The following is a 26,613-nucleotide window of genomic DNA, read 5'->3' as shown; positions in this document are numbered from 1 at the left end:
AGGGAAGGCGCGCGGGGCCCGTCGAGGCGGGGCCTCGCGGTGGGACGCGGTCGGCCACGACGGCGCCGCAGAGGCGACGGCCCGCCGCGGCCCTCACGGCGGAGCGCTCAGCGGATCGCCTCACCGCCGCCGCGGACGATGCCGCCCTCGTGCCGCGGCACCCACCGGGGAGCGCTCAGCACGTGACCTCGTTGCCGCGCACCACGCTCTGCTGCGGCTGGGCCGGGTCGTCGAAGCGCACCTTGCGCACGCTCTTGAAGTCGGCACCGGCCGTCACCTTCAGCAGCGGTCCCTGGCCCGGTGCCGGGCGCAGCTCGCTGCCCGGCAGGGCCGCCGCCAGGGAGTGGGCGGAACGGTCCCAGCGGGGGTCGTAGGAGATCACCGTGTGCGGCACGTGGGCGGGGGCGGTCACCGGCCGGCGGGTGGTGGCGAAGCCGGTCGCCGCGAGCGCCGCGTCGATCCGCTTGGCCAGCCCGGCCGTACCGGTGCCGTTCGCCACCTGGACCCGGATGGTGTCCGGGGCCACCTCCACCGGCACCGGAGCCGCGCCCCGGCCCCGGCGCGGGCGGTCCGCGGTGAGCGCCTTGTCGTCACGCAGCGCCCCGAACAGCCGGTCCGCCTTCGCCTGGTCCCACCTCAGGGTCGAGCCGATGCCCTTGACCTGGTAGTTCATCTGCCCGATGGGCACGGTGGTGAACTCGGAGGCGGACGGTGAGAAGCTCCGCATCGCGCGCCCGAGGTCGAGCAGCTCGTCGGTGCCGAACCCGGCGTCGGCGCGGACCGAGCCGAGCACCGCCCGGGTCACGTCCCGGAACCGCATCGGGTTCAGCAGCACCCCGGAGGAGGTCGCCTTCTCGATCAGCGCGGCCAGGAACCCCTGCTGCCGCTTCATCCGGCCGAGGTCGCTGGCTCCGTCGACGTGCCGGGCGCGCACGTACTGAAGCGCCTGCCCGCCCTGGAGGGTGTGCGTGCCGGCCGCGAGGTCCAGCCCGGTGTACCGGTCCTTCAGCGGCGCCGGCGTGCAGACCTCGACCCCGCCGAGTACGTCCACGGTCTTCATGAAGCTTGTGAAGTCGACCTCCAGATAGTGGTCGATCTTCACATGGGTCATGTTCTCCACCGTGCGGATGGTCAGCTGGGGGCCGCCCTCGGCATAGGCCGCGTTGAGCTTGACCGGGTGCGGTCCGTGCCGCTGCCCCGAGTTCTGGTCGACGTGCGAGGGCATCTCGGCGTAGGAGTCGCGCGGCAGGCTCACCACGGTGGCCCGCTCCCGGTCCTCCGAGATGTGCACGATCATCATGGTGTCGGTGCAGTGGCAGGGCTGCCCGCCCAGCCGGTAGGTGCGCCGGTCCTGCTCGCTGACCTTGTCCCGGCCGTCCGTGCCGACCAGCAGGACGTTCATGCCGTGGCCGGCCTGGGGCCGGTTCTTCATGTCCTTGAAGGCGTCGATCCGGGCGATGCCCGCGTCCAGGCTGCTGACGACCGCGTGCCCGATCCCGGCGGAGGCGAGCACCACGACCGACAGCGTGGTGAGCGCCCGCATGGCCCAGCGTGGTCGCCGTGGCGGCCGGACGGACCGCACGGGCCGCACGGGCCGCCCGGCTGGGCGCGGTACACGGCGGGGCGGCTGCGGGCGGCGCTGCGCGGGCGCCGGGGACCGGGGCGGGCTGGACAAGGGATACACCTCCGGACGAGGCCGTACGCGGGATCCGGGAGCACAGTAGGCCGATACGATCTCCAGCCCGCGCCGCAGGCCCGGCGGCGCGCACCCGTGTCCCCCGTTCGCGGTAACGTGAGGCCCCTATGAACGCCAAGTCCGACGTGCGGCTCCCCGCAGTGTCCGTGATCATGCCTGTCCTCAACGAGGAGCGGCATCTGCGCGGTGCCGTCCAAGCGATCCTCGCGCAGGAGTACGCCGGCGAGATGGAGGTCGTGATCGCCCTCGGTCCGTCCACGGACCGCACGGACGAGATCGCCGCCGAGCTGGTTCGTGAAGACCCGCGCGTGCACACCGTCCCCAACCCGACCGGCCGCACCCCCGCCGCGCTGAACGCGGCGATCAAGGCCTCCCGGCATCCGATCGTGGTCCGCGTCGACGGCCACGGCATGCTCTCGCCGAACTACATCACGACCGCGGTCCGCCTCCTGGAGGAGACCGGCGCGCAGAACGTCGGCGGCATCATGCACGCCGAGGGCGAGAACGACTGGGAGCACGCGGTCGCCGCGGCCATGACCTCGAAGATCGGCGTCGGCAACGCGGCCTTCCACACCGGCGGCCAGGCCGGCCCCGCCGACACCGTCTACCTCGGCGTCTTCCGGCGCGAGGCGCTGGAGCAGCAGGGCGGCTACAACGAGGAGTTCATCCGCGCCCAGGACTGGGAGCTGAACTTCCGCATCCGCGAGGCGGGCGGCGCGATCTGGTTCTCGCCCGAGCTGAAGGTGTCGTACCGGCCGCGGCCGTCCGTGCGCGCGCTGGCCAAGCAGTACAAGGACTACGGCCGCTGGCGGCACGTCGTCGCCCGCTACCACTCCGGCTCCATCAACCTGCGCTACCTGGCCCCGCCGACGGCGGTGTGCGCGATAGCGGCGGGCCTGATCGTCGGTGCGGCGCTGACCCCGTGGGGCCTCGTGATCCCGGGCGGCTACCTGGCCGCGATCGTCGCGGGCTCCGTCCCGGCCGGCAAGGGGCTGCCCCTGAAGGCCCGGCTGCAGATCCCGGTGGCCCTCGCCACCATGCACCTCTCCTGGGGCTGGGGCTTCCTGACCAGCCCGAAGTCGCTGGCGAAGAAGGTCATCGCCTCCCGGCGGCCCGCGGTCCTCGACGCCGTCCGAGCCACGCGCGAGAGCTAAGCACGAGAGCACCACGCACGAGGGGCCCCTCCCGTCGGGAGGGGCCCCTCGTCGCGTTCACCGGGCTACCACTGGTAGACGCTGTACACGTCCATGCACTTCGTCGTGTCCGAGCCGTTGACGGCGTCGGAGTTGGCGGGCAGGTCGCCGGCCTTCGGCTTGGACTGCTTCGGGTACGACGCGCCGGTGCGCCAGTCGGCGCCGACGACGACCGTGACCCCGGACACCGCGGTGGACTTCTGCACCGAACTCACCGGGATCCCCAGCGCCTTGGCCACGGCCTGGGCGTCGCCCTCCAGGTCCGCGCTCGGGTAGCGCACGACCGTCTTGTCCTCGGCCAGGCTCCCCGAGGTGTCGGCCTGCGCCCGGGTGTAGCCCTTCTGCACGAGCACCTGGCCGATCGCCGACGCCCGCTGCTGGACCGCGGCCTCGGTGGAGGTCCGGGTGGCGTTCTGCACCAGCACTCCGAGCCGGGCCGCGTCGAGCGAGGGCTTCTTGGCCGGCTTGTCCTTGCCCGCGGCCTTCCCCGGCTCCGACTTGCCGCCGTTCTTGTCGAACGCCACGTCGTCCTGGAGCATCTGCCACATCTTGTCGGCGTTGGGCTTGTCCGGCACGACGTGGTTGCCGTTCTCCGGGTCCTTCAGGTTGGGCATGGTCACCGAGGTGATCCGGTCCGACGGCACCGACTTCATCTGCATGCCGAGGTCGTAGAGCTTCTTGACGGTGCCGATCTCCTCCGACACCTTCAGCGACTTGGTGGCCGCCTCGGCCAGGTCCATCAGCCGGCCGGTGTCGGTGAACACGTTCTGACTCTTCAGCGTACGGATCATCGAGTTCAGGTACATGTGCTGGGCGCGGGCCCGCATCAGGTCGTCGCCCCAGGCGTGCCGGGTGCGCAGCCATTGCAGGGCCTGCTCGCCCTTCACCTTGTGGGTGCCGTGCCTCATCTTCAGTCCGGACCCGCCGGGCACGTCCGGGGTCGGGTGGTCCCAGACGTTCTGCTTCACGCAGACGTCGACACCCCCGATGGCGTCCGCCATCCGCACCACGCCCGCGAAGTCGATCGTCATCCAGTGGTCGATGTAGACCCCGGTGAGGTTCTCCCAGGTGAGCAGCGTGCAGCCGGCGCCGCCGCGGGCCAGGGTGATGTTGATGATGTCGTTCGTCGGCGGGTAGACCTTGCCCGTCTCGGGGTCCGTGCACTTGGGGATGTCCACCCGGGTGTCCCGCGGGATGCTGACCATGGAGGCGCTCTCACGGTCCGCCGAGAGGTGGATGAGCATCTGCACGTCCGCGAGCGGCGGGTCGCCGACATGGTCCCTGCTGCCGCCGAGCTTCAGGTTCGCCGCGGAGTTCCGGCTGTCGGAGCCGATCAGCAGGATGTTCAACGGGGTCTGGCCGGCCGCGTTGGGCGCGGTCCTGCGGGCCTTGGAGTCGTCGCCGTTGGCCCGCGCGCCCTTCTGGATGTTGCCGTTGAGGTGAACGTAGTACAGGTAACCGGCGCCCGCGGTCCCGAGTATCACCACCGCCAGCACGATCGCCGACCAGCGCAGCACGCGCCGTCTGCGCCGCCGCCGGTCGTTCTTCGCGCGTCCTGTCCGTCGTCCCCCGCCGCGCCGGCCGGAACGTGCCGGTGTTTCCGAAGTCTTCGGCTTGAGGGACATCGTGTCCTCGACCGCCGGAGCCTCCCCGCGCACCTCGCTCTGCGCCAAACTTCCCGCCCTCCCCACCCTCGCGCCAAGCAACGGGCCCGCCCCGCGTCCGGTTAGACGCACGACGGGCCCTTTGGGTTACCTACGAGGCGCACTGAACCTTGTCTGCCGTCGACTTGTTGACGTCCGGTGCCTTGGTCGGCGGCGTGAGGGAGATCCCCGCTCCCTTGAAGTCCTTGCCCAGGGTGAGCGTCATCGCCGGCAGCCCCTGCGAGTTGGTCACGCTCTTGCCCGGTTTCAGCGCGGCCCCGGACAGGCCCATGATCGCGGCCAGCCGGCGGGCCTGGGCCGCCTGGTCGGGCGCGTACTCCAGCGTGGTCTTGGTCAGTTCGTCCGGGGCGTTGCCCACGTTCTCCGACTTGGTCACGCCCTGGTTGTTCTGCAGCCAGCTCAGCTCCGCCTGGGCGCTGCCGTCCGCGGCCCCGCCGTTGAGGATGCGCACCCGCACCTCCGAGGCGGGCGCCTTGGTGCCCTTGAGGCGGGCGGCCTGGGCGCTCTTCTGCGCCTTCTGCTTCTTCTTCACCTCGGTGAAGGAGACGTCGCCCTGGATGGCCTCGAAGACCTGCGGGGCCAGAGCCGGGTCGACGATCACCGTCTTGTGCACGACACCGTCGGCCGGGTTGTCCTTGACCGGCACCGTCGTGAAGGTCAGGTTCTTCGGGTTGAGCTTGCCCAGCTCCAGCCCCAGGTCCTTCAGCTTGCCGATGCTGTCCAGCTTGTCGTCGACGGTCAGCGCCTTGGTGCCGGCCTCCGCCAGCTTCAGCATCTTGGTCGGGCTGGTGAGCGTGGCGTTGCCCTTCAGCTTGCGCATCAGCGCGCCCAGGAACTGCTGCTGGAGCCCGATGCGGCTGAGGTCGCCGCCGAAACCGACGGAGTGCCGGGTGCGCACGAACGCCAGCGCCTGCTCGCCGGAGATCTTGTGCGTGCCCTTGGACAGCTTCAGATGGGAGTCCGGGTCGTCGATGTCCTTGGCCAGGCAGACATCGACGCCGTCGACCGCCTCGGTCAGCGTCTTGACCGCGTTGAAGTCGGCGACCATGAAGTCGTCCGGCTTGATCCCGGTCAGCTCGGTCACCGTGCGCATGGTGCAGCTCGGCGTCCGGCCGTCCTGCCCGAGGCTCGTGTTGAAGCGGACGCCCTGCGTGCCCGGGATGACCTTCTCGCTGCCGTCGTCCTGCTGGGTGGGGCAGTCCGGGACGTCCACGATCATGTCGCGCGGGATGCTCAGCGCGGTGGCGTTGGAGCGGTCCTTGGAGAGGTGCAGCAGGATCGTGGTGTCGGCGTGGCCGACGCTGCCCGCGTCGCCGTAGCCCTCGTTGCCCTTGCCGGTGCGCTTGTCGGTGCCGATCAGCAGGATGTTGATCGCCTCGTCCTTGCGGAAGCCGCCGGTGCCGGCGCCGTCGTCGGACACGGACGTGATGTTGTCGTTCAGGTGCTTGATGTAGAGGTAGCCGGCGGCCGTCACGGCGACCAGCACGAAGGCCATGGACCCGCCGGTCCACAGCAGCACCTTCTTCGCCCTCGACTTCTTCTTCACCGGGCGCCGGGCGGCGCGCCGCCCCTGGGGCGCCTCCGGTTCGCCGCCCCCCTTGCGCCGGGCCGAGCGCGGCTGCGGCACCTCGGCGCCGCGAGCCCGGGGCGTCTGCCGGCTCTCCCCGCCTGCTTGCCGGGTCTCCCCGCCCGTGCGCCGGGCACGGCCGTCCGCCGCGCCGCCGCCGTCCCGGGGGGACGGTCTGCGCGGTCCCGGTACCGGCGACTGCGCTGCGGAAGGGCTCAGTCGCAGTTCGTATTCGCCGGTGTTCGGATTGAGCACCCACTGGTCTGCGGGATCGATGTTGTCCGCCCGCCCACGGCCTTGCGCGTCCACGGTTGTCCGAATCCTCCGTCGGGGCCACGCGGCGCCTTCCCCCTCCAAGGCGCTCGGGTCTCGGTGAATCAGTGCACGACCCCAGGTCGGACCTTGTGGCCAGGTGCACCGGATCGCTCACACTATCCGCCCAGTTCAGCGTCGAGCGACGCCGGTGACAAATTCCATCTGCCTACAACCGGGCAATCCCCCTCATTTTCTGAACGGAAGTTCGCCGAAGTGGTGCGCGCCTTACTCACAGGTGTGTTCGGAGGCGGTGTACCCGCGGAACGTCGGGGCGGGCGAGGGGCCGTCCTGGCCGCCCGATCCTGTGTCCTCCCCGGGAACTTTCTGTGAATCCTCCGGGATCACCACCACGGACCGGTCGGCCCGCAGCCGGTCGAACAGCTTCTCCGCCTCCGGCTCCACGAGTTGATCACGGTTGGCGTCGTAGACGTACGACTCCCTCGGGACGGTCAGGAACCGCACGCGTTCGGTGGGGATGTCGCGTAGTCCACGCACCAACTGGTACAAACCGCGCAGACTGGCCAGTTCCGGGTCGGTGGTCAGCGCGGAGGTCGCCGCGTCCAGCAGCGGATACAGCTTCACCGGGTTCAGCAGGACGTCGGTGCTCTGCACCTTGTTGACGAGCGCGCCGAGGAACCGCTGCTGCCGCCCCATCCGTTCGGTGTCGCTGCCGTTCCCGAGCGACTTGCGGGCGCGTACGTACCCGAGCGCCTGCTCCCCGTCCAGCGTGACCCTGCCCGCGGGCAGCCGCAGTTTCGCCGCCTTGTCGTCCACGGGCTCCTTCAGGCACACCTCGACGCCGTCGACGGCGTCCACCATCTCCTTGAACCCGCTGAAGTCCACGACCATGTGGTGGTCGATCCGGATGCCCGTGAGCTTCTCGACGGTCCGGATCGTGCACGCCGAACCCCCCACCTGGAAAGCGTGGTTGAACATCGCGAACACCGGGTCGCTGCGCCTGCCGTCCTCCTGGAGGCAGGAGGGGACGTCCACCATCAGGTCCCGGGGGATCGAGACGGCGGTGGCGCTCTCCCGGTCGGCGGCCAGGTGCAGCAGGATCGTCGTGTCCGACCGCTGGCCGACGATGTCCTTGCCGTACTTGCGGTTGCCGTCCCCGGCCCGGGTGTCGGACCCGATCAGCAGCAGGTTCAGCGCGCCCCGCACCAGCGCGGTGGGCCGCTCCCGTTCGTACCGCGCGAGTTCGGCGGCGGCGGCTTCGTCGGCGGTGATGTTGGAGCTGAGCTTGGCGTAGGCGGCCCAGCCGGCGCCACCGGCCACCACGAGGACCGCGGCCGCCCCCAGCGCGGAGTACCGCAGCCGGCGCCGCCGCCGGCGTCGTATCAGCCCGTCCCCGGTGGCAAAGGCGCCCGCCCGGGAACCGGGACCGACGGGCTTGCCTGCGGTGTCGGTCACGGTGGAGCCATCCCCTCATGGCGTACGAGCGTCGCGTCCTGCACTTACGACGATGGCGGGGGAGGGGGCCCCGCAGCGCCCTTTGCTACTCCATCCGGGGGACGGCGGCGGGGCCGGGGGGGCTGGTCTACCGCCGGACCGCGGTCACCCGCTCGCTCTCGATCCGCTTGGCCAGCGCTTCGTCGTCCGCCCGCTCCGGATGCCGGCACAGCACCACGGACCCGCCGACGGCCAGCGGCGCGAACAGACCCGCGCTGAGCCCGTCCCAGGTGTCGTACGGCAGTGCGGACAGCAGCCTCGACCCGGGCCCCGTCAGCCCGAGTTCCCCCGCCTCCGACGAGGCCCGCTCGACGACCTCGGCCCCGCTGAACTCCCGCCCGGCGACGATGAGCGCCGGCTCCTGCGGGTCCACCGGGGCGAACGGGGCGAACCGGTCACCCTGCCCCGGCACCTCCACGGCGTAGTCGACGAAACCGGCCGGGGTCTGCGGGAAGCGCCCGCCGAGGGGCCGCAGCGCCAGCGCCACGCGCTCACCGGTGCACGCACGCGCCGCGTCGAGCGAGTCCGGGCCGCTCACGACGACGTCGGCCGCCGCCGGGTCTCCGGCGACGTCCGCGATCGCGCCCACCGAGGAACAGGCCAGCAGCCACACCGCCGTCTGCCAGTGCGCGGGCAGCAGCAGCGCGACGCGGTCGCCGGGTCCGGCGGACAGATCGCCCTGGAGGAGGTTGGCGGTCTTGGCCACCCAATTGGCGAAGGTGGCCACGGACAGTTCGACACGTTCGCCCGTGGCATCGTCGTAGAAGGTCACCAGCGGGCGGCCGGGGTCCGCGGCGAGCGCGGAAGTCAGCAGGTCGGCAGGGGTGCGATCGGTGGCGTTCACCCGGCACAGCGTACGCGCGGGCGGGCGCGCGCACGGGGTGGTGGGGCCACCGGTTCGGCGGAACGTGTTCCGACGGGGCGTCAGTTCACCGATGGACATATATGTATGCCTATGTCCAAGATCATGCACATGCGCGGATTCCTCACTTTCTCCCCTGGTGCCTCCCCACTCGCCGCCTGCTCGGTCGGTGCCGCCTGCGCCGTGGTCCTGGCGCTCGCGCCGGCCCCGGCCGCGGCCGCGACCGCCGCGACCGCCGCGACCGCCGCGACCGCCGCGACCGCCGCGCCCGGGCGGACGGAGCGGTCCGCCGGTGCGGGCCGGCCGGCCGGGGCCGGGATCCCGGGCAGTACGCGGTCGCTCCCGCTCGTCCCGCTCTCCCGCGAGCGCGTCCTCGGCGCGGCGCCGGCGCAGGGGCTGTACCGCACCGGGCTCGACCGGTTCGCGCTGGTCGGCGTCGTCTGGGACGACCCCGGCAGTGAGCTGCGCGGCCGGGTGCGGGTGCGGACCCGGTCCACCGTGACGGGGGAGTGGTCCGGCTGGCGGGACGTCGAGGCGCACCACGCCGACCACGGCGCGGACCCGGGCACGGCGGAACGTTCCTCCCGGCGGGTGCGCGGGGCGACCGCACCGCTGTGGGTGGGCGATTCGGACGGCGTGGACGTCCGGGTGCGGCCGACCGGCACGGGCAGCGAGAGCGGCGAGGACAGCGAGGACAGCGAGGACAGCGAGAGCGGCGAGGGCGGCGAGGGCGGCGAGGGCGGCACGGCGCTGCCGTCGGGGCTGCGGCTGGAACTGGTGGACCCCGGGGAGGACACGGGGAAGGCGGCGGACACGGCGAAGGCGGGGCAGGCGGCGGACAAGGGGGAGGCGGCGGACAAGGGGGAGGCGGCGGACGCGGGGGAGGCGCTGTCCGCGAACCTTCCGGCCGACGATCCGCCCCGCACCGAGCTGGACACCGAGGCCGCCATCGCCGCCTCGGGCGCCAACTCCGACATCACCGCGTTCGGCGCCACCGAGATCCCGGAGCTGGACCAGGCGGCCACCGAGAGCGAGATGACGCGGCTCCAGGGCCCCTCGCGGGCGAAGCCCCACATCGGGCCGCGCCCGCGGATCGTCACCCGCCGGGGCTGGGGCGCCGACGAATCACTGCGCGAACACGGGTTCGTCTACACGAAGAAGATCAAGGCGGCCTTCGTGCACCACACGGCCACCGGCAACAAGTACACCTGTGCCCAGGCCCCTTCCGTCATCCGCGGTATCTACCGCTACCACGTCGAGAGCATGGGCTGGAGGGACGTCGGCTACAACTTCCTCGTCGACAAGTGCGGAAACATCTACGAGGGCCGGGCCGGTGGCGTGGCCAAGGCGGTGCTCGGCGCGCACACCCTCGGATTCAACTCCGACAGCATGGGCATCGCCGTGATCGGCACCTACGGCGCGAACAAGCCGGCCGGCGCCGCGGTGACGGCCGTCGCCCGGCTCACCGCGTGGAAGCTCGGGCTCTACGGCGTCGATCCGAGCGGGAAGACATATCTCACGTCGGCCGGTGGCAACCTCTACCCCAAGGGGAAGAACGTACGACTGAACGTGATCTCCGGCCATCGGGACGGGTTCGCCACCGAGTGCCCCGGCAAGCGGCTCTACGCCAAGCTCGGCTCGGCCCGCTCCAGCGCGTCGCGCTACCAGGGGCGCTGAGACCGGGGCCCGCGGTCACCGCCGTCGGGCGACGGCAGGGCGGCTCGTGGGGGGGGCAGAGCGGGGCCGGCCCGGGGCGGTCGGGGGAAACCGCACACCGATCTCGCGTGACACCGCGCGGCCATCGGGGGCGTCGTCGCACGGTCTGCATACACTGACCGGCCGAAACGAGAGTCAACGAGTAGTTCGGCCGGTCCCGGCAGGAAGCAGAGACGACAGGTGACAGAAGCGATCCTCCTGGTCGGCGGCAAAGGCACCCGGCTGCGACCGCTCACGGTGCACACGCCCAAGCCGATGGTCCCCGCCGCGGGGGTGCCGTTCCTCACCCACCAGCTGGCGCGGGCGCGGGCGGCGGGCGTCGAGCACATCGTCCTCGCCACCAGCTATCTGGCCGAGGTCTTCGAGCCCCACTTCGGCGACGGCTCCGCGCTGGGCCTGCACCTGGAGTACGTGACGGAGGAGGAGCCCCTCGGCACGGGCGGCGCCATCCGCAACGTCGCCGCGCGCCTGCACTCCGGCCCCGACGACCCGGTGCTGATCTTCAACGGCGACATCCTCACGGGCCTGGACATCCGGGCCCTGGTCGACACCCACGAGTCGACGGGCGCGGACGTCTCCCTGCACCTGACGCAGGTGACCGACCCGCGCGCCTACGGTCTCGTCCCCACCGACCCGACCGGCCGCGTCCTCGCCTTCCTGGAGAAGCCGCAGACCCCGGAGGAGATCGTCACCGACCAGATCAACGCGGGCGCCTACGTCTTCCGCCGCTCGGTCATCGACACGATCCCGGCGGGCCGCCCGGTCTCGGTGGAACGCGAGACGTTCCCCGGCCTGCTCGCGGCCGGCGCCCATCTTCAGGGCATGGTCGACTCCACGTACTGGCTGGACCTCGGCACCCCGGCCGCCTTCGTCCGCGGCTCGGCCGACCTCGTCCTCGGCCGTGCACCGTCCCCTGCCGTCCCCGGCCGCTGCGGCGACCGCCTCGTCCTTCCCACGGCCCGGGTGGCACCGGACGCCAAGCTCACCGGCGGCACGGTGGTGGGCGAGGGCGCGTTCGTGGCGGAGGGTGCGCGGGTCTTCGGCTCGACCATCCTGCCCGGCGCCGTCATCGAACCCGGCGCCGTCATCACCGACTCCCTCATCGGCAGCCGGGCCCGCGTCGGCGAACGCTCCGTCCTCACCGGCGCGGTCGTCGGCGACGGCGCGGTCGTCGGTGCCGACAACGAGCTGCGCGAGGGCGTACGGGTGTGGTGCGACGCCCGCATCCCAGCGGGGGCGGTGCGGTTCTCCTCCGACCAGTAGACGCGCCGCCGGTAGACGCGCTGCCGCTAGACGCGCCGCCGGTAGGCGTGCCGCAGCCGCCCGCACGCCCGCCGCGTCCGGCCCGCACGCCCGCCGCGTCCGGCCCGCACGCCCGCCGCGTCCGGCCCGCACGCCCGCCGCGTCCGGCCCGCACGCCCGCCGGGTCCGGCCCGCCCGCCGGGCTCGGCATGGCCGCCGGCCCCGGCACTGCCACCGCACCCGGCACTGCCACCGCACCCGGCACTGCCACCGCACCCGGCACTGCCACCGCACCCGGCACTGCCACCGCACCCGGCACTGCCACCGCACCCGGCACTGCCTCCGCACCCGGCACGGTCGGCTTCGGGAGCCCCCTCCCGTAGACGCCTGCTTATGCATCCGAGCGTTGTGGCCATGGTCGTCGCCGTCCCGCTGCCGTTGACTGATCACATGACCACACAGCGCGGCACGGAACCGACAGACCGCAAGACCCTCGTCATCGGCGGCACCGGCAAGACCGGACGGCGCGTCGTGGAGCGGCTGGCCGTCCGCGGCCTGCCGGTGCGCGTCGGCTCACGCTCCGGGGAGCCGCCCTTCGACTGGGAGGACCCCGGCACCTGGGAGCCCGCGCTCGACGGGATCGCGGCCGTCTACGTCACCTACCACCCCGACCTGGCCTTCCCCGGAGCCGCCGAGGCGGTGGGCGCGTTCGCCGAACTGGCCGTCCGCGAGGGCGCGCGCCGCCTGGTCCTGCTCTCCGGCCGCGGCGAGGAGGGCGCGGTGCGCAGCGAGGACCGGCTCAAGGCGTCGGGGGCGGACTGGACCGTCGTACGGGCCAGTTGGTTCGCCCAGAACTTCAGCGAGAGCTTCTTCCTCGAACCGGTCCTCGCCGGGGAGCTCGCGCTGCCCACCGCGGACGCCGTGGAACCGTTCGTCGACGCCGACGACATCGCGGACGTCGTCACGGCCGCCCTCACCGACGACCGGCACACCGGCCGGACCTACGAGGTGTCGGGGCCCCGGCTGCTGAGCCTGCACGACGTCGCCGCCGAACTGTCCGGGGCCACCGGACGCGAGATCAGGTACGCCCCGGTCTCCCTGGACGACTACCGCCAAACGCTCGCGGAGAACGGCCTGCCCGCCGAGTTCGCCGACCTCTTCCATCTCCTCCTCGACGGGCGCAACGCCACTGTCACGCAGGGCGTGCAGGAGGCTCTCGGCCGACCGCCCCTGGACTTCGCCGAGTTCGCCGGGAAGACCGCCGCCACCGGCGTCTGGTCCGGCTGACGGCTCCCCGCCCGCCCCCTCTGCGACAGTCGTCCCATGGATGTTCTGGCCGGCCTGCTGCAAGGCCCGAAGGCACGCGGCGCGTTCGTACTCAGGTCGGTGTTCCGGCCGCCCTGGTCACTTCGCGTCGAGGACCGGGCTCCCGTGTCCCTCGTCACCATGGTCCGCGGCGACGCCTGGGTGATGCCCGACAGCGCGACGCCGGTCCTGCTGAGGCCGGGCGACCTCGCGGTCCTGCGCGGGCCCGACCCGTACACCATCGCCGACGACCGGGGCACTCCCGTGCGCGTGATCGTGGGCCCCGACCAGCGCTGCACCACCGTCGACGGCACCGACCTCACCGACTCGATGGCGCTCGGCGTGCGCACCTGGGGCGAGGCCGACGCACCGGACGCCTCCGTCATGCTCAGCGGCACCTACCAGGCACCGGGCGCGGTCGGCCGCCGCCTGCTCGACGCCCTCCCCGCCCTCCTCGTGCGCACCGCCGAGGGCACCGACGACCCGCTGATCCCCCTGCTGGCCCAGGAGATCGCCCGCGACGAACCGGGACAGGAACTCGTCCTGGACCGCCTGCTCGACCTGCTCTTCGTGGGCCTGCTCCGGGACTGGCTCAGACAGCCGGAGAACGGCGTCCCCGCCTGGTACAGCGCGCAGTCCGAGCCGGTCGTCGGCCCCGCTCTGCGTCTGCTGCACGACGACCCGGCCAGGCCCTGGACGGTGGAGTCGCTGGCCCGCGAGGTCGGCGCCTCCCGGGCGGCCCTGGCCCGCCGCTTCAGCGAGGTCGTGGGGGAGCCGCCGATGGCCTATCTGGCCCAGTGGCGTCTCACCCTCGCCGCAGATCTGCTGTGCCGGCCGGACACGACCCTGGCCCAGGTCGCCCACCAGGTCGGCTACGGCAGCGCGTTCGCGCTCAGCTCGGCGTTCAAGCGCGTGCGAGGCGTGAGCCCGCAGGAGTACCGGGCGAACGGCGGCGCGCCGGCGGTGGTCGCCCGGCCGGCGTCGACCGGGACGGTCGTCCTGGCCCCGGCGGCCCGGCCGTCACCCGAAACCCCGAACCTCCGAACCCAGTGAGGACCCGATCATGTCAGTGGATCCGCGCGGCTCCGGCGGCGCAGCCGGCGTGCTGCTGACCGTCGCCTGCGCAGCGATGGGCCTGTTGTCCGGCCTGTTCTACGCCTACGACCTGTCGGTCATGCCCGGGCTCTCCCGGCTGGACGACGCCGCCTATCTCACGGCGATGCGGAACTTCAACGACGCGATCGACAACAGCGGTCCGTTCGCCCTCGTCTTCCTCGGCGCCCTGGCCGCCACGGTGTGGGCCGCCGTCGCCGAGCACCGGCGGGGGCGCAGGGCCGCGGCCGCGTGGGCCGCCGGGGCCGGTGTGCTCTACCTGGCCGTGCTGGTGCTCACCGTCTCGGTGAACCTTCCCCTGAACGGCGAACTCGCCCGTCTCGGCGACCCGGCGAAGGCCGCGGACCCGTCACTGGTCGACCGGTTCGAGGGCGTCTGGTCGGCCGCCAACCTGGCGCGCACCGTACTGACCACGGCCGCGGTGGCCTGCCTGGCCCAGGCGCTGCGGCTGCACGGCGCGGCCGCCGCCACCTCACCGCAGGCCGGCCCGGACCTCACAGCCTGCCGATGTCACCGACCGGCATCCGGGGGGCCCGGCGAGGCGGCACCCGCCCGCTCAGCAGGACCAGCCGGGCCGCCCGATGCCGCTGGCCCGCGTACGGCTCCAGCAGACGCAGCATCTCGGCGTCGTCCGCGTTCCGGTTCCCGGCCAGCGCCCATCCCACGATCCCCGGCAGATGAAGGTCGCCCACGGTGACCGCGTCCGGCGCGCCGTGGCTGCGCTGCACCACCTCGGCCGACGTCCACGGCCCGATCCCCGGTACGACCTCCAGCCGTGCCTGCGCGGCGGCCGGCTCCATACGGGCCGCCTCCTCCATCCGCGCGGCGACCCGCACGGCCCGCAGGATCGTCGACGCCCGTTTGTCGTCGACGCCGGCCCGGTGCCACTCCCAGGAGGGGACCAGCGCCCAGGTGCGGGGCTCCGGCATCACGTACATCCGCCCGGGCGCGGGCCCCGGCGCCGGCTCCCCGAACCTTCGCACGAGCGTCCGCCAGGCCGCGTAGGCCTCGACCGTCGTGACCTTCTGCTCCAGCACCGACGGGATCAGCGACTCCAGGACGAGACCGGTCCGGGCCAGCCGCAGTCCCGGCCGCCGGTGCCGGGCCAGTGCCAGCACCCGGTGCCGGGGCACGAACGCGTCCGGGGCGTCGGCCGCGCCGAGCAGTGAGGGCAGCCCGTCCAGCAGCCATGCGGCGCCCGGGCCCCACGCCTCGCCGAGCACCTCACCGCCGTACACGCGCACGCGCAGCGTGCCCGGTCCGGCGGGCGTACGGCAGGCCCGCCACACGGATCCGTCCGGAGTGGCCCGGAACGTGGGGTCGGCGGGCCCGCGCCGCAGCGGCCCGAGGGTCAGCCCGAGGTCCAGCGGCCCGTCCGGTACCCACCGCCGCACCCGCGCGGGTGCGGCCGCCTGCCGGGGTATCCCGGCGGCGGCCCCCGCGGGCACGGAGGCATCCCCGCCGCGCACGGTGGCGCGGGTGGGGCGCGGGGCGAAACGTCCTGCCACTGATGAGGTCCTTGGAGAGGTGCCGGAGCTTTCCAGTCGAGACTAGGCCCTCTCGTTCGGATCATGCCGGGCTCGCTGATCCGGCCTGATCCAAACGAAAGCCCCTAGCTAGGAGGTCGCCGGGGTGTCTCACCTCACTTCGACGAACGCCTCCGCGTCCCGGGCCGGCCGTGGCCGCGGCTCCTCCGCGGGACGGCCGACCGCCACCGCGCCCATCGGGTCCCAGTCCGCCGGCAGCTCCAGCACCTCGCGCACCACGTCCCGGCAGAACATCGTCGACGACACCCACGCCGAGCCCAGCCGCTCCCCGGCCAGCGCGACCAGCAGGTTCTGCACGCCGGCGCCCGTCGCGACCACGAACATCTCCCGCTCGGCAGCGTCCCGCCGGGCGTCCCCGTAGGTGTGCGAGCCGTCCATGACGAGGCAGGGCACGATCAGGTAGGGCGCGTTGCGCAGCACGTCACCGCGCCGGATCCGCTTGGCGACGGACTCCTCGCTCTTGCCGTCCCGGCGCAGGTCGGCGATCCAGGCGTCGCGCATCGCGTCGAGCAGCCGTACCCGCGACTCCGCCGACTCCAGCAGCACGAACCGCCACGGCGTGGTGTGGTGCGGGGCGGGGGCGGTGACCGCCGCGGCCACCGCGCGGCGGACCGCGCCGGGGTCGACGGGGTCGTCGGTGAAGGCCCGTACGGTGCGGCGCTGGGTCACGGCCTCCCGGATCGCCTCGGACGTGCCGAGCCGGAACATGTCGTCGGCCGCGTTGCGCACGAGCGCCCGCGCGCCCTCGTCGGCAGCGCTGCCGCCCGCACGGCCGGCCTCGCCGGTACCGCCGCTGCCGCCCGCACGGCCGCCCTCGCCGCCGTCCGGGTCGGGCGCGGGACGCACGACGTGGGGGAGTCCGCGGACCACGGCCACCGGGCGTCCGGCCGCCTTGCCCTTGACCAGGTCGCCGGCGGCGGCCAGTTCGTCCGCGGCGGCGACGACGGTCGCGCTGAGCGGGTTGCCGTACGCGTCCGTGCCCCCGCGCAGATCGTCCAGCACGTGCACCCCGGCGGCACCGATCGCCACGTCCGTGAGCCCCGCGCGCCAGGGGCGCCCGAAGGTGTCGGAGACGAGGACGCCGACGTCGACGCCGAGGGCGTCGCGCAGTCCGGCCCGGATCGCGCGCGCGGAGGCGTCCGGGTCCTCGGGCAGCAACAGCACCGTCCCGGCAGGGGTGTTGGAGGCGTCGACCCCGGCGGCGGCCATCACCAGCCCCTGCCGGTTCTCCACGATGCGCAGCGTGCCCCGCCGGGCCACGAGCCGGACCGTCTCCGCGTCGATCGCGGTCTCCCGGTCGGCCGCCTGCACGATCCGGCCCTCCGCCTTGGAGACGATCTTGGAAGTGACGACCAGCACGTCCCCGTCGGCCAGGCCCGGCTCGGCCGCCGCGATCAGCTTGGCGATGTCGTCGCCCGGCTGCACCTCGGGGATGCCGGACAGAGCCCAGACCCGGTACTCCGGCCGCTCGCCCGCCCCGGCGGGCGCCGTTGCGCTCACGCCTCCCGCACCTCCTCGGCCAGCGCGAGCGCCTCCCGCGCCATCTGCGCGGCCGCGTCCACGTCGGTCATCATCAGCGGTACGGCCCGGCAGCGGATGCCGTCCGCCTCGACCCGCTCGACCACACCCGCGTCCACGGTGTCGACCAGCCAGCCGTCCAGCAGCCCGGAGCCGTAGTGCTCGGCGACCGCCGCGGCCGTGGACTCCACGCCGACCGCGGCGAGGACCTTGTCGGCCATCCCGCGCACGGGCGCGTCCCCGACGATCGGGGAGAGGCCGATCACCGGTACGCCCGCGTCGGCGATGGCCTCGCGGACGCCGGGCACGGCGAGGATCGTGCCGATGGAGACGACCGGGTTGGACGGCGGGAAGAGGATGACGTCCGCCTGGGCGATGGCCTCCAGCACGCCCGGGGCCGGCTTGGCCTGCTCGGCGCCGACCGGGACGACCGCCGCGGCCGGAACGGAGGCGCGCAGCCTCACCCAGTACTCCTGGAAGTGGATCGCCTTCCGCTCGCCGTCCACCTCGACGGCCACGTGCGTCTCGACCCGGTCGTCGGTCATCGGGATCAGCCTGACGCCGGGCTTCCAGCGGTCGCACAGCGCCTCGGTGACCGCGCTCAGCGGATAACCGGCGCCCAGCATCTGCGTCCGCACGATGTGCGTGGCGAAGTCCCGGTCACCGAGCCCGAACCACTCCGGCCCGACCCCGTAGGCCGCCAGTTCCTCCTTGACGCGGAACGTCTCGTCGGTCCGCCCCCAGCCCTGCTCCTCGTCGATGCCGCCGCCCAGCGTGTACATCACCGTGTCCAGGTCCGGGCAGACCTTCAGCCCGAAGAGGTGGATGTCGTCGCCGGTGTTGCCGATGACCGTGACGTCCGCGTCCGGCACGGCTTGCTTCAGACCGCGCAGGAAACGGGCACCGCCGATGCCGCCTGCCAGAACCACAATGCGCATGGAAACAGTGTGTCAGTCCCCGGGCCGACTGGCTGAGGGGTGGTGGCCGGCGGGCGGCGGGACACGTCTCGCGGGGCGGGTCCGAGCAGGCGTCAGACGGTCACCGGACGCGCCTCGCAGTGCGGAGAGGCGTGCATGGGCATCTCGGTCAGGCCCGGGTGGTACACGTGCAGGCTGACCGCCGGCTCCAGCGCGTCGTTGACGACCTCGTGCACGTACCCCGGCGCGAACACCCGCTGGGCGCCCGCGGCCAACGTGCGCGTGCCCCGTCCGGTGCGCTCGGTGAGGCTGCCCTCCAGGACGGTGAGCACGCCGGAGGAACGCCCGTGGTCGTGCCGCCCGCTGCCCTGCCCGGGCACCCAGGACAGCAGCCACACCTCGTAGCCGGGACCGGTGCGCAGCCGGTGGTACCAGCGGGTGGTGGCGTCGTACCGGACGAGGTGCGCCCACTGGTCCCGGTCGGCGGCGATGGAGCGGGCCAGCCCCACGAACTCGGCGACGGTGGCCGGGTGCTCGCGCGGCGGCTGGAGCAGGTGCGGGACTTCGAGGATGTCGCCGGCGATCTGGAGATCGTTGTCGCTGTTCATCGGGATGCGGTGGTCCTCGGCAGAAGAGTGGGGGGCTGGAGCTGGGGTGGCGCGTATCGGTCCGCCCGGGTCACGGGCGGGCGGGGTGCCCTGGACGAGGCGTCAGGGAGCGGGAAACGCGACCGAGCCGGGATGGGCTCGGGAACAGCCGGAGCGGGCTCGGCTCAACAGCTGGGACAGCAACAACAGCTACAGCGCGCGCGGGCGGCACCGAGGGACCCGGCGGTGCGGGTCGAGGTGAGTGCCAAGTTCGCGAGCATGCCCACTAGGACACCGGTTCACACCCGCACTGTCAACTCGACGCCCGGCATGTGGGACATGTTTCACCTCATCCGGTTCATCTGTCAGGTGAAAGGTTTGTTCTCGGGGGTGCCGGGACACATGGGGCACATCCGAGCGCTAGAGCCTTGCGGAACGCGATCGAACACGGAGGCGTCTTGCTCCGTACAGAGATCTGTACGGGGGTTCGGCCGCCCTCGCGGGTCCGGCTGCGTGTCGAGGTTTATGGCGATTTGAACACTTTCCGCACGGCCTTGGTTCCGCAGAGTGAATAACGGGCCCAATAGCAGATCTCGGCTTGACTCGCCCGGAGCAGCACACTTGTAATTTCACTCGTGTCGTTCAGCCGAAATCGGTAACGGCTACGCACGGGGACGCGAAAGACAGACGAGGGGCGCACATGACCGAGCTGGTGCAGCAACTGCTGGTCGACGACGCGGACGAGGAACTCGGCTGGCAGGAGCGCGCGCTGTGCGCCCAGACCGACCCCGAGTCCTTCTTCCCCGAGAAGGGCGGCTCCACCAGAGAGGCGAAGAAGGTCTGCCTCGCCTGCGAGGTCCGCTCCGAGTGCCTCGAGTACGCCCTCGCCAACGACGAGCGCTTCGGCATCTGGGGCGGTCTGTCCGAGCGTGAACGCCGCCGCCTGAAGAAGGCCGCCGTCTGAAACGGCCGCACGCGCGCGTACGCGGAGACATACGCACGCGTACCCACGAAAACGTCACGAACGGCCCGTCGCCCATGGGTTATCCACAGGCGGCGGGCCGTCATCATGGCCAGCCGATAGTGTGGTCGCTCGTCCGAGACGCCCCGCTGTCCCCTCGACGCACGAGGAGGCACAGGCGTCCACCGCAGTCCACCGAACCGGGGCCCGTACCTCGATGTCCGTGCACAGCCATGCGGCAGCCCGACACGACGCTGCCACCGCCGTGTTTGACCCGTCCCGCCCGCCCGAGTTCCCGCGTCATGTGGTGACCGCGGTCCTCGTCTCCCACGACGGCGCCCGCTGGCTGCCCGACGCGCTCGCCGGGCTGCTCGGCCAGGAGCGCCCCGTCCAGTACGCGGTGGCCGCCGACACCGGCAGCGCGGACCACTCCGCCCAGCTGCTCACCGACGCCCTCGGCGACGCGAGCGTGCTGCACCTCGCCCGGCGCACCGGATTCGGCCAGGCCGTGGAGGAGGCGAGCCGCACCGCGCCCGTCCTCACCCCGCAGGAGCTGCCGTACCTCAAGCGCCCCAGCGGCTGGGACCCCGTCACACGCACCTGGCGCGACGACGCCTACGACATGCCCGAACTGCCGCACGGCGAGCCCATCCAGTGGCTGTGGCTGCTGCACGACGACTGCGCACCCGAACCCGACGCCCTCGCCCAGCTGCTCCGGGTCGTCGACAACGAACTCGAACTCGGCCGGGCCGACGTCGCGGTCGTCGGCCCCAAGCTGCGCGGCTGGTACGACCGCCGCCAGCTGCTGGAGGTCGGCGTCTCCATCGCCAACTCCGGCCGCCGCTGGACCGGCCTGGACCGCCGCGAACAGGACCAGGGCCAGCACGACCACGTCCGCACCGTGCTGTCCGTCTCCACGGCCGGCATGCTCGTCCGCCGCGACGTCTTCGAACAGCTCGGCGGCTTCGACCGCCGGCTGCCCCTCATGCGCGACGACGTCGACCTGTGCTGGCGCGCCCACATGGCCGGCCACCGCGTCCTGGTCGCCCCCGACGCCGTCGTCCGGCACGCCGAGGCCGCCTCCCGCGAACGCCGTACCGTCGACTGCGCCGGCCGCACCACGGCCTCCCCGCACAAGGTCGACAAGGCCGGCGCCGTCTACACCCTGCTCGCCAACACCCGCACGGCCGCGCTGCCCTGGGTGCTGCTGCGGCTCGTCCTCGGCACCGTCCTGCGCACCCTCGCCTACCTCGTCGGCAAGGTCCCCGGCCAGGCCGTCGACGAGATCCGCGGCCTGCTGAGCACCCTGCTGCGGCCCGAGCGGATCATCGCCGCCCGGCGCCGCCGCGGACCATCACAGATCGACAAGGGAGAACTGCGCCAGCTGCTCCCGCCGCCCGGTGCCACCGTCCGGGCCACCGTGGAACAGATCGCCGGCAACTTCGCCGGCGGCCGCGACAGCGACACCTCCTCGGCCGGCCGGCACGGCGGCGCCGTGGAATCCGGGCCCGGCGGCGACGACGCCGAGTTCCTGGAGGTCGAGCAGTTCGCCCGGCTCAAGCGGATCGCCCGCAAGCCCGGCCCGGTGCTCTTCCTCGCGCTGCTGCTGATCTCCCTCGCCGCCTGCCGTGCCCTGCTCGGCGGGGGCGCGCTCGCCGGCGGCGCCCTGCTGCCCGCCCCGGCCGACGCGGGCGACCTGTGGTCGCGGTACCTGGACGGCTGGCACCCGGCGGGCACCGGCGGCACCCCCTCCGCACCGCCCTACCTGGCCGTCGTCGCGACCCTCGCCTCGCTCCTGTTCGGCTCCACCGGACTCGCCGTCACCGTCCTGCTGATCTGCTCGGTGCCGCTCGCCGGATGCACCGCCTACTTCGCCTCCCGGCCCCTGGTCACCTCCCGGCTGCTGCGCGCCTGGGCCGCCGTCGCCTACGCCTTCCTGCCCGCCACCACCGGAGCCCTGGCCGGCGGCCGCATCGGCACCGCCGTCCTCGCCGTGCTGCTGCCGCTCATCGCGCGCGCGGGCATCGCCGCGAGCGGCCTGGCCAACCGCTCCGGCGCACGCGGCAGTTGGCGCGCCACCTGGGCCTACGCTCTGCTGCTGACCGTCACCACCGCGTTCACCCCGATCGTGTGGCCCATCGCGCTGCTGCTCGGCCTCGGCGTGCTCGTCCTGCGCCGCCGCGACCTCGTCGCCCACGGCCTGCGCTTCCTCGCCCAGCTCGGCACCCCGCTGCTGATCCTCGCCCCCTGGTCGCTGACCCTGCTCCCGACCGGCTTCTTCCAGGAGGCCGGCCTGGAGTACGGCCCCTCGGCCGCCTCCGCGCTCGACCTGCTCGGCGCCGCCCCCGGCGGCCCCGGCACCGTCGACGGCCTGATGCTCATCGGCATCGTGCTCGCCGCGCTCGCCGCGCTCCTGCGCTCCGAGCGACAGCTCGGCATCCGCACCGCCTGGGCCGTCGCCCTGACCGGCCTCGTCTTCGCGGTCCTGTCCAACAAGTCCGCCTGGGCCGGACCGGCCACCCTCGTCTACGGCATCGCCCTGCTGGCCGCCGCCGCCCTCGGCGCCGACGGCGCACGCGCACGCGTGGCCGAGCAGAGCTTCGGCTGGCGCCAGCCGGTCGCCGCCCTGATCGCCTTCGCCTCGGCCGCCGGCCCCCTGCTCGTCGCCGCCGGCTGGATGATCGGCGGCGCCGACGGTCCGCTGGAGCGCCGCACCCCGGCCCAGGTGCCCGCGTTCGTCGCCGAGGACTCCACCGGCGGCGACCAGGCCCGCACCCTGGTCCTGGACAGCGACTCCACCACACGCGTGCGCTACAGCCTGGTCCGCGGCGCCGGCGCCCGCATGGGCGACGCCGAACTCACCGCCGCCGAGGACGGGAACGCCCACCTCGACAAGATCGTCGCCAACCTGGTCGCCGGCTCCGGAGCCGACCAGGCCGACGAACTCGGCGGCTTCGCCGTGCGATACATCCTCGTCCACAAGGGCGCCCCCCGCGAGGTCGCCCGAGTCCTCGACGCCACCCCCGGCCTGACCCGGCTCAGCCAGCAGAACGGCAGCGCCCTGTGGCGCGTCGACCAGGAGGTCGCCCGCGCGGCGATCGTCGCCGCCGACGGTTCGGGCACGGCCCAGCCGGTCGCCGCCGGACCGGTGGAGATCCACACCACGGTCCCCTCCGGCTCCGGCAGCCGCGTCCTGCGCCTCGCCGACAGCGCCGCCGACGGCTGGACGGCCACGCTCGACGGCAAGCCGCTCACCCGCACCACGGTCGACGGCTGGGCCCAGGGCTTCCAGCTGCCCGCCACCGGAGGCAGGCTGGACATCACCTACGACGCCCCGGTCACCCACACCGCCTGGCTCTGGGCGCAGGGCGCGCTCGCCGTCGTCCTGGTCGTCCTCGCCCTGCCCGGCCGCCGCCGCGACGTCGACGACGACCTGCCCGAGGCGGAGCCCGTGCCCGCCGAGGCCACCGCCGGAGAGGGCCGCCGCGCCCGCCGCCTGCGCGCCCAGGCCGAGGAGGCGGCCCTCGACGAGCAGCCCGGCACACCGCCGCCGCCGGACCAGCCCCCGGCCGCCGTACCCCACCAGCAGCCGTACGACGCGGGGGTTCCCCAAGGCGAGGGGAACCAGGACTGGGGAAGGGAAGAGGCCGCCTATTCGCAGGCCGGGTACACCGGTTACGGCACCGACCCGTACCAGACCGCGACGGACTACGACCAGCAGACGTACCAGTCCGACCCCTACCAGGCGGCCCCGTACGACCCGTACGCCTACGGCGGCACGGCCGACCCGATGCCGTACGACCCGTCGGCTTACGGGCAACAGGGCTACGACCCGGCGTACGACCCCGCTCAGGAGGACTACGACCAGGCCCAGCAGGGTTATGACCCGGCCCGGCAGGGTTATGACCCGGCCCGGCAGGGCTACGACCCGGCCCAGCAGCCCCACGGCACCGGCAGCCAGCGCCCCGACGGGAGCCAGCAGTGAACCGCACCACCCTGTCCCTGATCGCCGGCACGACCGCGCTGGCCGCCGTCACCGCGTTCGCCGCGTTCGACTCGCCGGCCGCCTCCGGAGCCGCCGCCCCCGAGGCGGCCGCCCAACTGCCGGTGGAGCGCACGAGCCTGCTGTGCCCGGCGCCGAGCACATCGGACATCGCCGACACGTCGTACACGTCGTTCACGCCCGTCACCAAGGGCGCCGCGAGCAACGGCAAGGCCCGGCTCCAGGCGGCCGGCGAGCAGTCGGGGGACGAGTCCGGCAGCGGGCAGAGCAAGGAAGGCAAGGGCGGCAAGGCGGGCGGGAAGAAGGCCGAGCAGCCGGTGCTCACGCCGAAGGCGCCGGGCACCCCGGTCACCGGCGACACGTCCGGCGCCGAGGCGTCCGCGCTCATCGGCACCGCCGACGGCGGGTTCGCGCCCGGCTGGACCGTCCAGGAGACCACCGAGGTCGCCGCCGGCACCGGCCGCGGACTCCAGGGCGTCAACTGCACCGGCGCCGACACGGAGTTCTGGTTCCCGGGCGCCGGCACGGCCACCGGCCGCACCGACTACGTCCACCTCACCAACCCCGACGACTTCGCCGCCGTCGTCGACATCGAGCTGTACGGCAAGGACGGCGCGCTCAAGTCCCCGCTGGGCGAGAACCTCACCGTCAAGCCGCACGCGAGCGACGCGATCCTGCTCTCCACGCTCACCGACGAACGGCAGCCCGATCTGACCGTGCACGTCAGCGTGCGCAGCGGCCGGGTCGGCGCCGCCGTGCAGGCCCTGGACGACAAGGCGGGCGGCGACTGGCTGGCCGCTGCCGCCGATCCGTCGGACAGCCTGGTCCTGCCCGGTATCCCGAAGGACGCCACCGACGTCCGCCTGATCGCCTTCACCCACGGCGACGACGACGCCGACCTGAAGATCCGCCTGGCCTCGCCCGACGGCCTGATCACCCCGGCCGGGAGCGAGACCCTGCACGTCAAGTCCGGTATGACGACGGCGGTCGACCTCGGCGACGTCACCCGTGGCGAGGCCGGCTCCCTGGTCCTCACCCCCACCGACCAGGCGGTCCCGGTCGTCGCGGCCCTCCAGGTGGTCCGGGGCAAGGGGGACAAGAAGGAGACGGCGTTCATCCCGGCCACCGCCGCCGTGGGCTCGCGCGCCACCTCGGCCGACAACAGGGCGAAGAGCACGACCCTGGCCCTGGCGGCACCCGGCGGCACGGCCACGGTCAAGGTCACCGCCTCGGCGGGCAGCGAGGGCGGAAGCCCGGTGACCAAGACCTACACCGTCAAGTCCGGCACCACCCAGAACGTCGACGCCCCGGTCCCGGCGGGCCTGAAGGGCACGTACGCGCTCACGGTGGAATCCGTCTCCGGCGGCCCGGTATACGCCTCCCGCACCCTCGCGGTCACCGACGAAGGCGTCCCCGCCTTCACCGTCCAGACCCTCCCGAACGACCACGGCATGGTCGCGGTACCGCAGACGGAGGAGGACCTGTCGATATTGCAGAAGTAGGGGCCGGGCGGGCTCCGGGCAGGGAGGCCGAAGGCGTTCCGGCCCACACGGCCGGCCCTGCTCCGGGGTGGCTGACGGGCGGACACCGGACAGGGCGTTCCGGCCCACGGCCCGCCCTCCACGTCGGTGCCTAGTCCTCCCCGTACCGGGGGTCCACCGTCTCCGGCGTGAGCCCGAGCAGCTCGGCCACCTGCTCCACGACCACCTCGTGCACCAGTGCGGCCCGCTCGTCGCGGCCCTTGGTCCGGATCTCCACCGGACGCCGGTACACGACCACCCGGGCCCGCCGTCCGTCACGCGCGGGGATGATCCCGCCGAGCGGCACCGCCTCGTCCTCCCACACCGGCTGGTCACCCCGCCCGTCCAGCCGGGGCACCTCCAGCACGAGGAAGTCGATGTCGGCCAGCTGCGGCCACCGTCGCTCGAGACGCTCCACGGAGTCCTGCACCAGGTCCGCGAACACCTCGGCACGGCTGGCCGCCAACGGCACCTGCGGCGGTGCGATCGGCCCTCGCATGCCCCGCCCGTGGCGATCACGGCGACGGGGCCCGGGGCCGGTGGCACGGGGCGATACACGGTTGTCCATCACTGGTGAAGCGTAGTCCCCGTGCCCTCCGCCCGTCCGGCTCCACGCGGCAACCGGCCCCTGACCCCCGGTGTCGCAGGATGACCATTCCAGCCAAGGTCTGGCTCGTTTCCGTAACTCTCCAAGACCGACGAACTCAAGACAATTGACGGTGTTTATGCCGGATCGTGACCGGGCAAGATCCCTCAGGACATCCGCCGCAAGTCCGTCCATGCAGGTCAGCGTGGTTCATTCGAAAGGGTGTGTGGGGCGTTTCACAGCTCGACACGGTGGAGTGACCTGGTGGGGAGTCGTCGCGGCCCGCTCAAGAGTGCGGTACCGTCCAACGTCGTGAGCCCTGTACGTCGCTGTTCGCGAACCGCCTGCGGCCGACCCGCCGTCGCGACGCTGACGTACGTCTACGCGGACTCGACCGCGGTCCTCGGCCCGCTCGCCACCTACGCCGAACCCCACTGCTACGACCTGTGCGCCGAGCACTCCGAGCGCCTCACCGCCCCGCGCGGCTGGGAGGTCGTACGACTCCTCGACGGCTCGGCACCGGCCCGGCCCAGCGGAGACGACCTGGAAGCGCTTGCCAACGCCGTGCGCGAGGCGGCCCGCCCCCAGGAACGCGCGGCCGGCGCGGGCGGCGGCGGAGCCCGCGCCGCGGATCCCATGGAGGTCGCGCGCCGCGGCCACCTGAGGGTCCTGCGCTCCCCGGACAACTGAGCGCCACGGCCGAGCGCCACCCCTGCCAGGCGTGACGGTTCGCCCCGCCCGGGCGTTACGCGCGAGGGGCCCTCGAGCGTCCACCCCGGCGTCCGCGCACCTCCGCCTCGCCCCGACGGGTAGTTTGTGGGGCACCCATAGGAATCTCAGGAGGCTGGC

The 26,613-nt window shown here is 73.2% G+C and carries 19 protein-coding genes and 1 pseudogene; 10 read left to right on the top strand and 10 right to left on the bottom strand.

The genetic code is table 11. The annotated features are described in order from the left end of the window. Nucleotides 1-175: 175 nt before the first annotated feature. Nucleotides 176-1,675, bottom strand: a complete 1,500-nt coding sequence (locus JK361_RS21580) for an LCP family protein (protein ID WP_443732165.1) — start codon at nt 1,673-1,675, stop codon at nt 176-178. A gap of 128 nt (nt 1,676-1,803) precedes the next feature. On the opposite strand from JK361_RS21580, the gene JK361_RS21575 reads away from it, so the two are divergent. After that, the gene (locus JK361_RS21575) at nt 1,804-2,850 is read left to right on the top strand and encodes a glycosyltransferase family 2 protein (RefSeq protein WP_201820838.1); all 1,047 of its coding nucleotides are present in this window, start codon (nt 1,804-1,806) and stop codon (nt 2,848-2,850) included. Between the two features lie 65 nt (nt 2,851-2,915). On the opposite strand, the gene JK361_RS21570 is transcribed toward JK361_RS21575, so the two are convergent. The 4 genes from JK361_RS21570 to JK361_RS21555 form a co-directional block, all read right to left on the bottom strand. After that, complete coding sequence (locus JK361_RS21570) at nt 2,916-4,562, bottom strand: LCP family protein (protein ID WP_236053366.1); 1,647 nt, start codon at nt 4,560-4,562, stop codon at nt 2,916-2,918. Between the two features lie 82 nt (nt 4,563-4,644). After that, on the bottom strand, nt 4,645-6,429 hold the full coding sequence (locus JK361_RS21565; protein WP_201820836.1) for an LCP family protein: 1,785 nt from the start codon (nt 6,427-6,429) through the stop codon (nt 4,645-4,647). A 231-nt stretch (nt 6,430-6,660) separates the two neighbouring features. After that, the gene (locus tag JK361_RS21560; protein ID WP_201820834.1) at nt 6,661-7,848 is read right to left on the bottom strand and encodes an LCP family protein; all 1,188 of its coding nucleotides are present in this window, start codon (nt 7,846-7,848) and stop codon (nt 6,661-6,663) included. Nucleotides 7,849-7,975: 127 nt separating this feature from the next. Then, a complete protein-coding gene (locus tag JK361_RS21555; protein WP_201820832.1) occupies nt 7,976-8,731 on the bottom strand; it encodes a TIGR03089 family protein in 756 nt (251 codons plus the stop codon). Nucleotides 8,732-8,842: 111 nt separating this feature from the next. Here JK361_RS21555 and JK361_RS21550 point away from each other — a divergent pair, with 111 nt between their 5' ends. From JK361_RS21550 to JK361_RS21530, 5 genes and pseudogenes are all read left to right on the top strand, one after another. After that, on the top strand, nt 8,843-10,426 hold the full coding sequence (locus JK361_RS21550; RefSeq protein WP_201820830.1) for a peptidoglycan recognition protein family protein: 1,584 nt from the start codon (nt 8,843-8,845) through the stop codon (nt 10,424-10,426). Between the two features lie 219 nt (nt 10,427-10,645). Continuing rightward, the gene (gene manB / locus JK361_RS21545) at nt 10,646-11,728 is read left to right on the top strand and encodes a mannose-1-phosphate guanylyltransferase (RefSeq protein WP_201820829.1); all 1,083 of its coding nucleotides are present in this window, start codon (nt 10,646-10,648) and stop codon (nt 11,726-11,728) included. Between the two features lie 429 nt (nt 11,729-12,157). Next, nucleotides 12,158-12,994, top strand: coding sequence for an NmrA family NAD(P)-binding protein (locus JK361_RS21540; protein WP_201820827.1), 837 nt, complete (start codon nt 12,158-12,160; stop codon nt 12,992-12,994). A 36-nt stretch (nt 12,995-13,030) separates the two neighbouring features. Then, complete coding sequence (locus tag JK361_RS21535) at nt 13,031-14,065, top strand: AraC family transcriptional regulator (RefSeq protein ID WP_201820825.1); 1,035 nt, start codon at nt 13,031-13,033, stop codon at nt 14,063-14,065. A 10-nt stretch (nt 14,066-14,075) separates the two neighbouring features. Continuing rightward, nucleotides 14,076-14,543, top strand: a pseudogene (locus JK361_RS21530) (anthrone oxygenase family protein); the annotation flags it as partial. Between the two features lie 76 nt (nt 14,544-14,619). Here JK361_RS21530 and JK361_RS21525 read toward each other — a convergent pair. The 4 genes from JK361_RS21525 to JK361_RS21510 form a co-directional block, all read right to left on the bottom strand. Then, entirely contained in the window at nt 14,620-15,633 is a 1,014-nt protein-coding gene (locus JK361_RS21525) for a DNA-3-methyladenine glycosylase family protein (protein WP_201820823.1), read from the bottom strand. Between the two features lie 129 nt (nt 15,634-15,762). Continuing rightward, nucleotides 15,763-17,172 carry a coenzyme F420-0:L-glutamate ligase gene (locus tag JK361_RS21520; RefSeq protein WP_201820821.1) on the bottom strand — a complete coding sequence of 470 codons (1,410 nt, stop codon included), beginning with the start codon at nt 17,170-17,172 and terminating at the stop codon, nt 15,763-15,765. After that, complete coding sequence (gene cofD, locus JK361_RS21515) at nt 17,169-18,128, bottom strand: 2-phospho-L-lactate transferase (RefSeq protein ID WP_201820819.1); 960 nt, start codon at nt 18,126-18,128, stop codon at nt 17,169-17,171. Before cofD ends, JK361_RS21520 begins: the two co-directional genes overlap by 4 nt. Nucleotides 18,129-18,220: 92 nt before the next feature. Beyond that, a complete protein-coding gene (locus JK361_RS21510) occupies nt 18,221-18,715 on the bottom strand; it encodes a cysteine dioxygenase (RefSeq protein WP_201820817.1) in 495 nt (164 codons plus the stop codon). 679 nt (nt 18,716-19,394) lie between these two features. Here JK361_RS21510 and JK361_RS21505 point away from each other — a divergent pair. The 3 genes from JK361_RS21505 (at nt 19,395) to JK361_RS21495 (ending at nt 25,160) form a co-directional block, all read left to right on the top strand. Beyond that, on the top strand, nt 19,395-19,658 hold the full coding sequence (locus tag JK361_RS21505) for a WhiB family transcriptional regulator (protein ID WP_003975777.1): 264 nt from the start codon (nt 19,395-19,397) through the stop codon (nt 19,656-19,658). Between the two features lie 214 nt (nt 19,659-19,872). After that, a complete protein-coding gene (locus JK361_RS21500; protein WP_201820816.1) occupies nt 19,873-23,640 on the top strand; it encodes a glycosyltransferase family 2 protein in 3,768 nt (1,255 codons plus the stop codon). Continuing rightward, nucleotides 23,637-25,160, top strand: coding sequence for a DUF5719 family protein (locus tag JK361_RS21495; protein ID WP_201820814.1), 1,524 nt, complete (start codon nt 23,637-23,639; stop codon nt 25,158-25,160). The genes JK361_RS21500 and JK361_RS21495 overlap by 4 nt, the downstream gene beginning before the upstream one ends. A 130-nt stretch (nt 25,161-25,290) precedes the next feature. Here JK361_RS21495 and JK361_RS21490 read toward each other — a convergent pair whose 3' ends face one another. Then, nucleotides 25,291-25,677, bottom strand: coding sequence for a metallopeptidase family protein (locus JK361_RS21490; RefSeq protein ID WP_201820812.1), 387 nt, complete (start codon nt 25,675-25,677; stop codon nt 25,291-25,293). Between the two features lie 351 nt (nt 25,678-26,028). Between JK361_RS21490 and JK361_RS21485 the strand changes: the two genes are divergently transcribed. Further along, entirely contained in the window at nt 26,029-26,454 is a 426-nt protein-coding gene (locus tag JK361_RS21485; RefSeq protein ID WP_201820810.1) for a DUF3499 domain-containing protein, read from the top strand. Nucleotides 26,455-26,613: the final 159 nt, after the last annotated feature.

This window comes from Streptomyces musisoli, assembly GCF_016741855.1.
Lineage (GTDB): Bacteria > Actinomycetota > Actinomycetes > Streptomycetales > Streptomycetaceae > Streptomyces > Streptomyces musisoli.
Note: the sequence above shows the minus strand (reverse complement) of the source record. Positions and strands in the feature narration are given on the sequence as shown.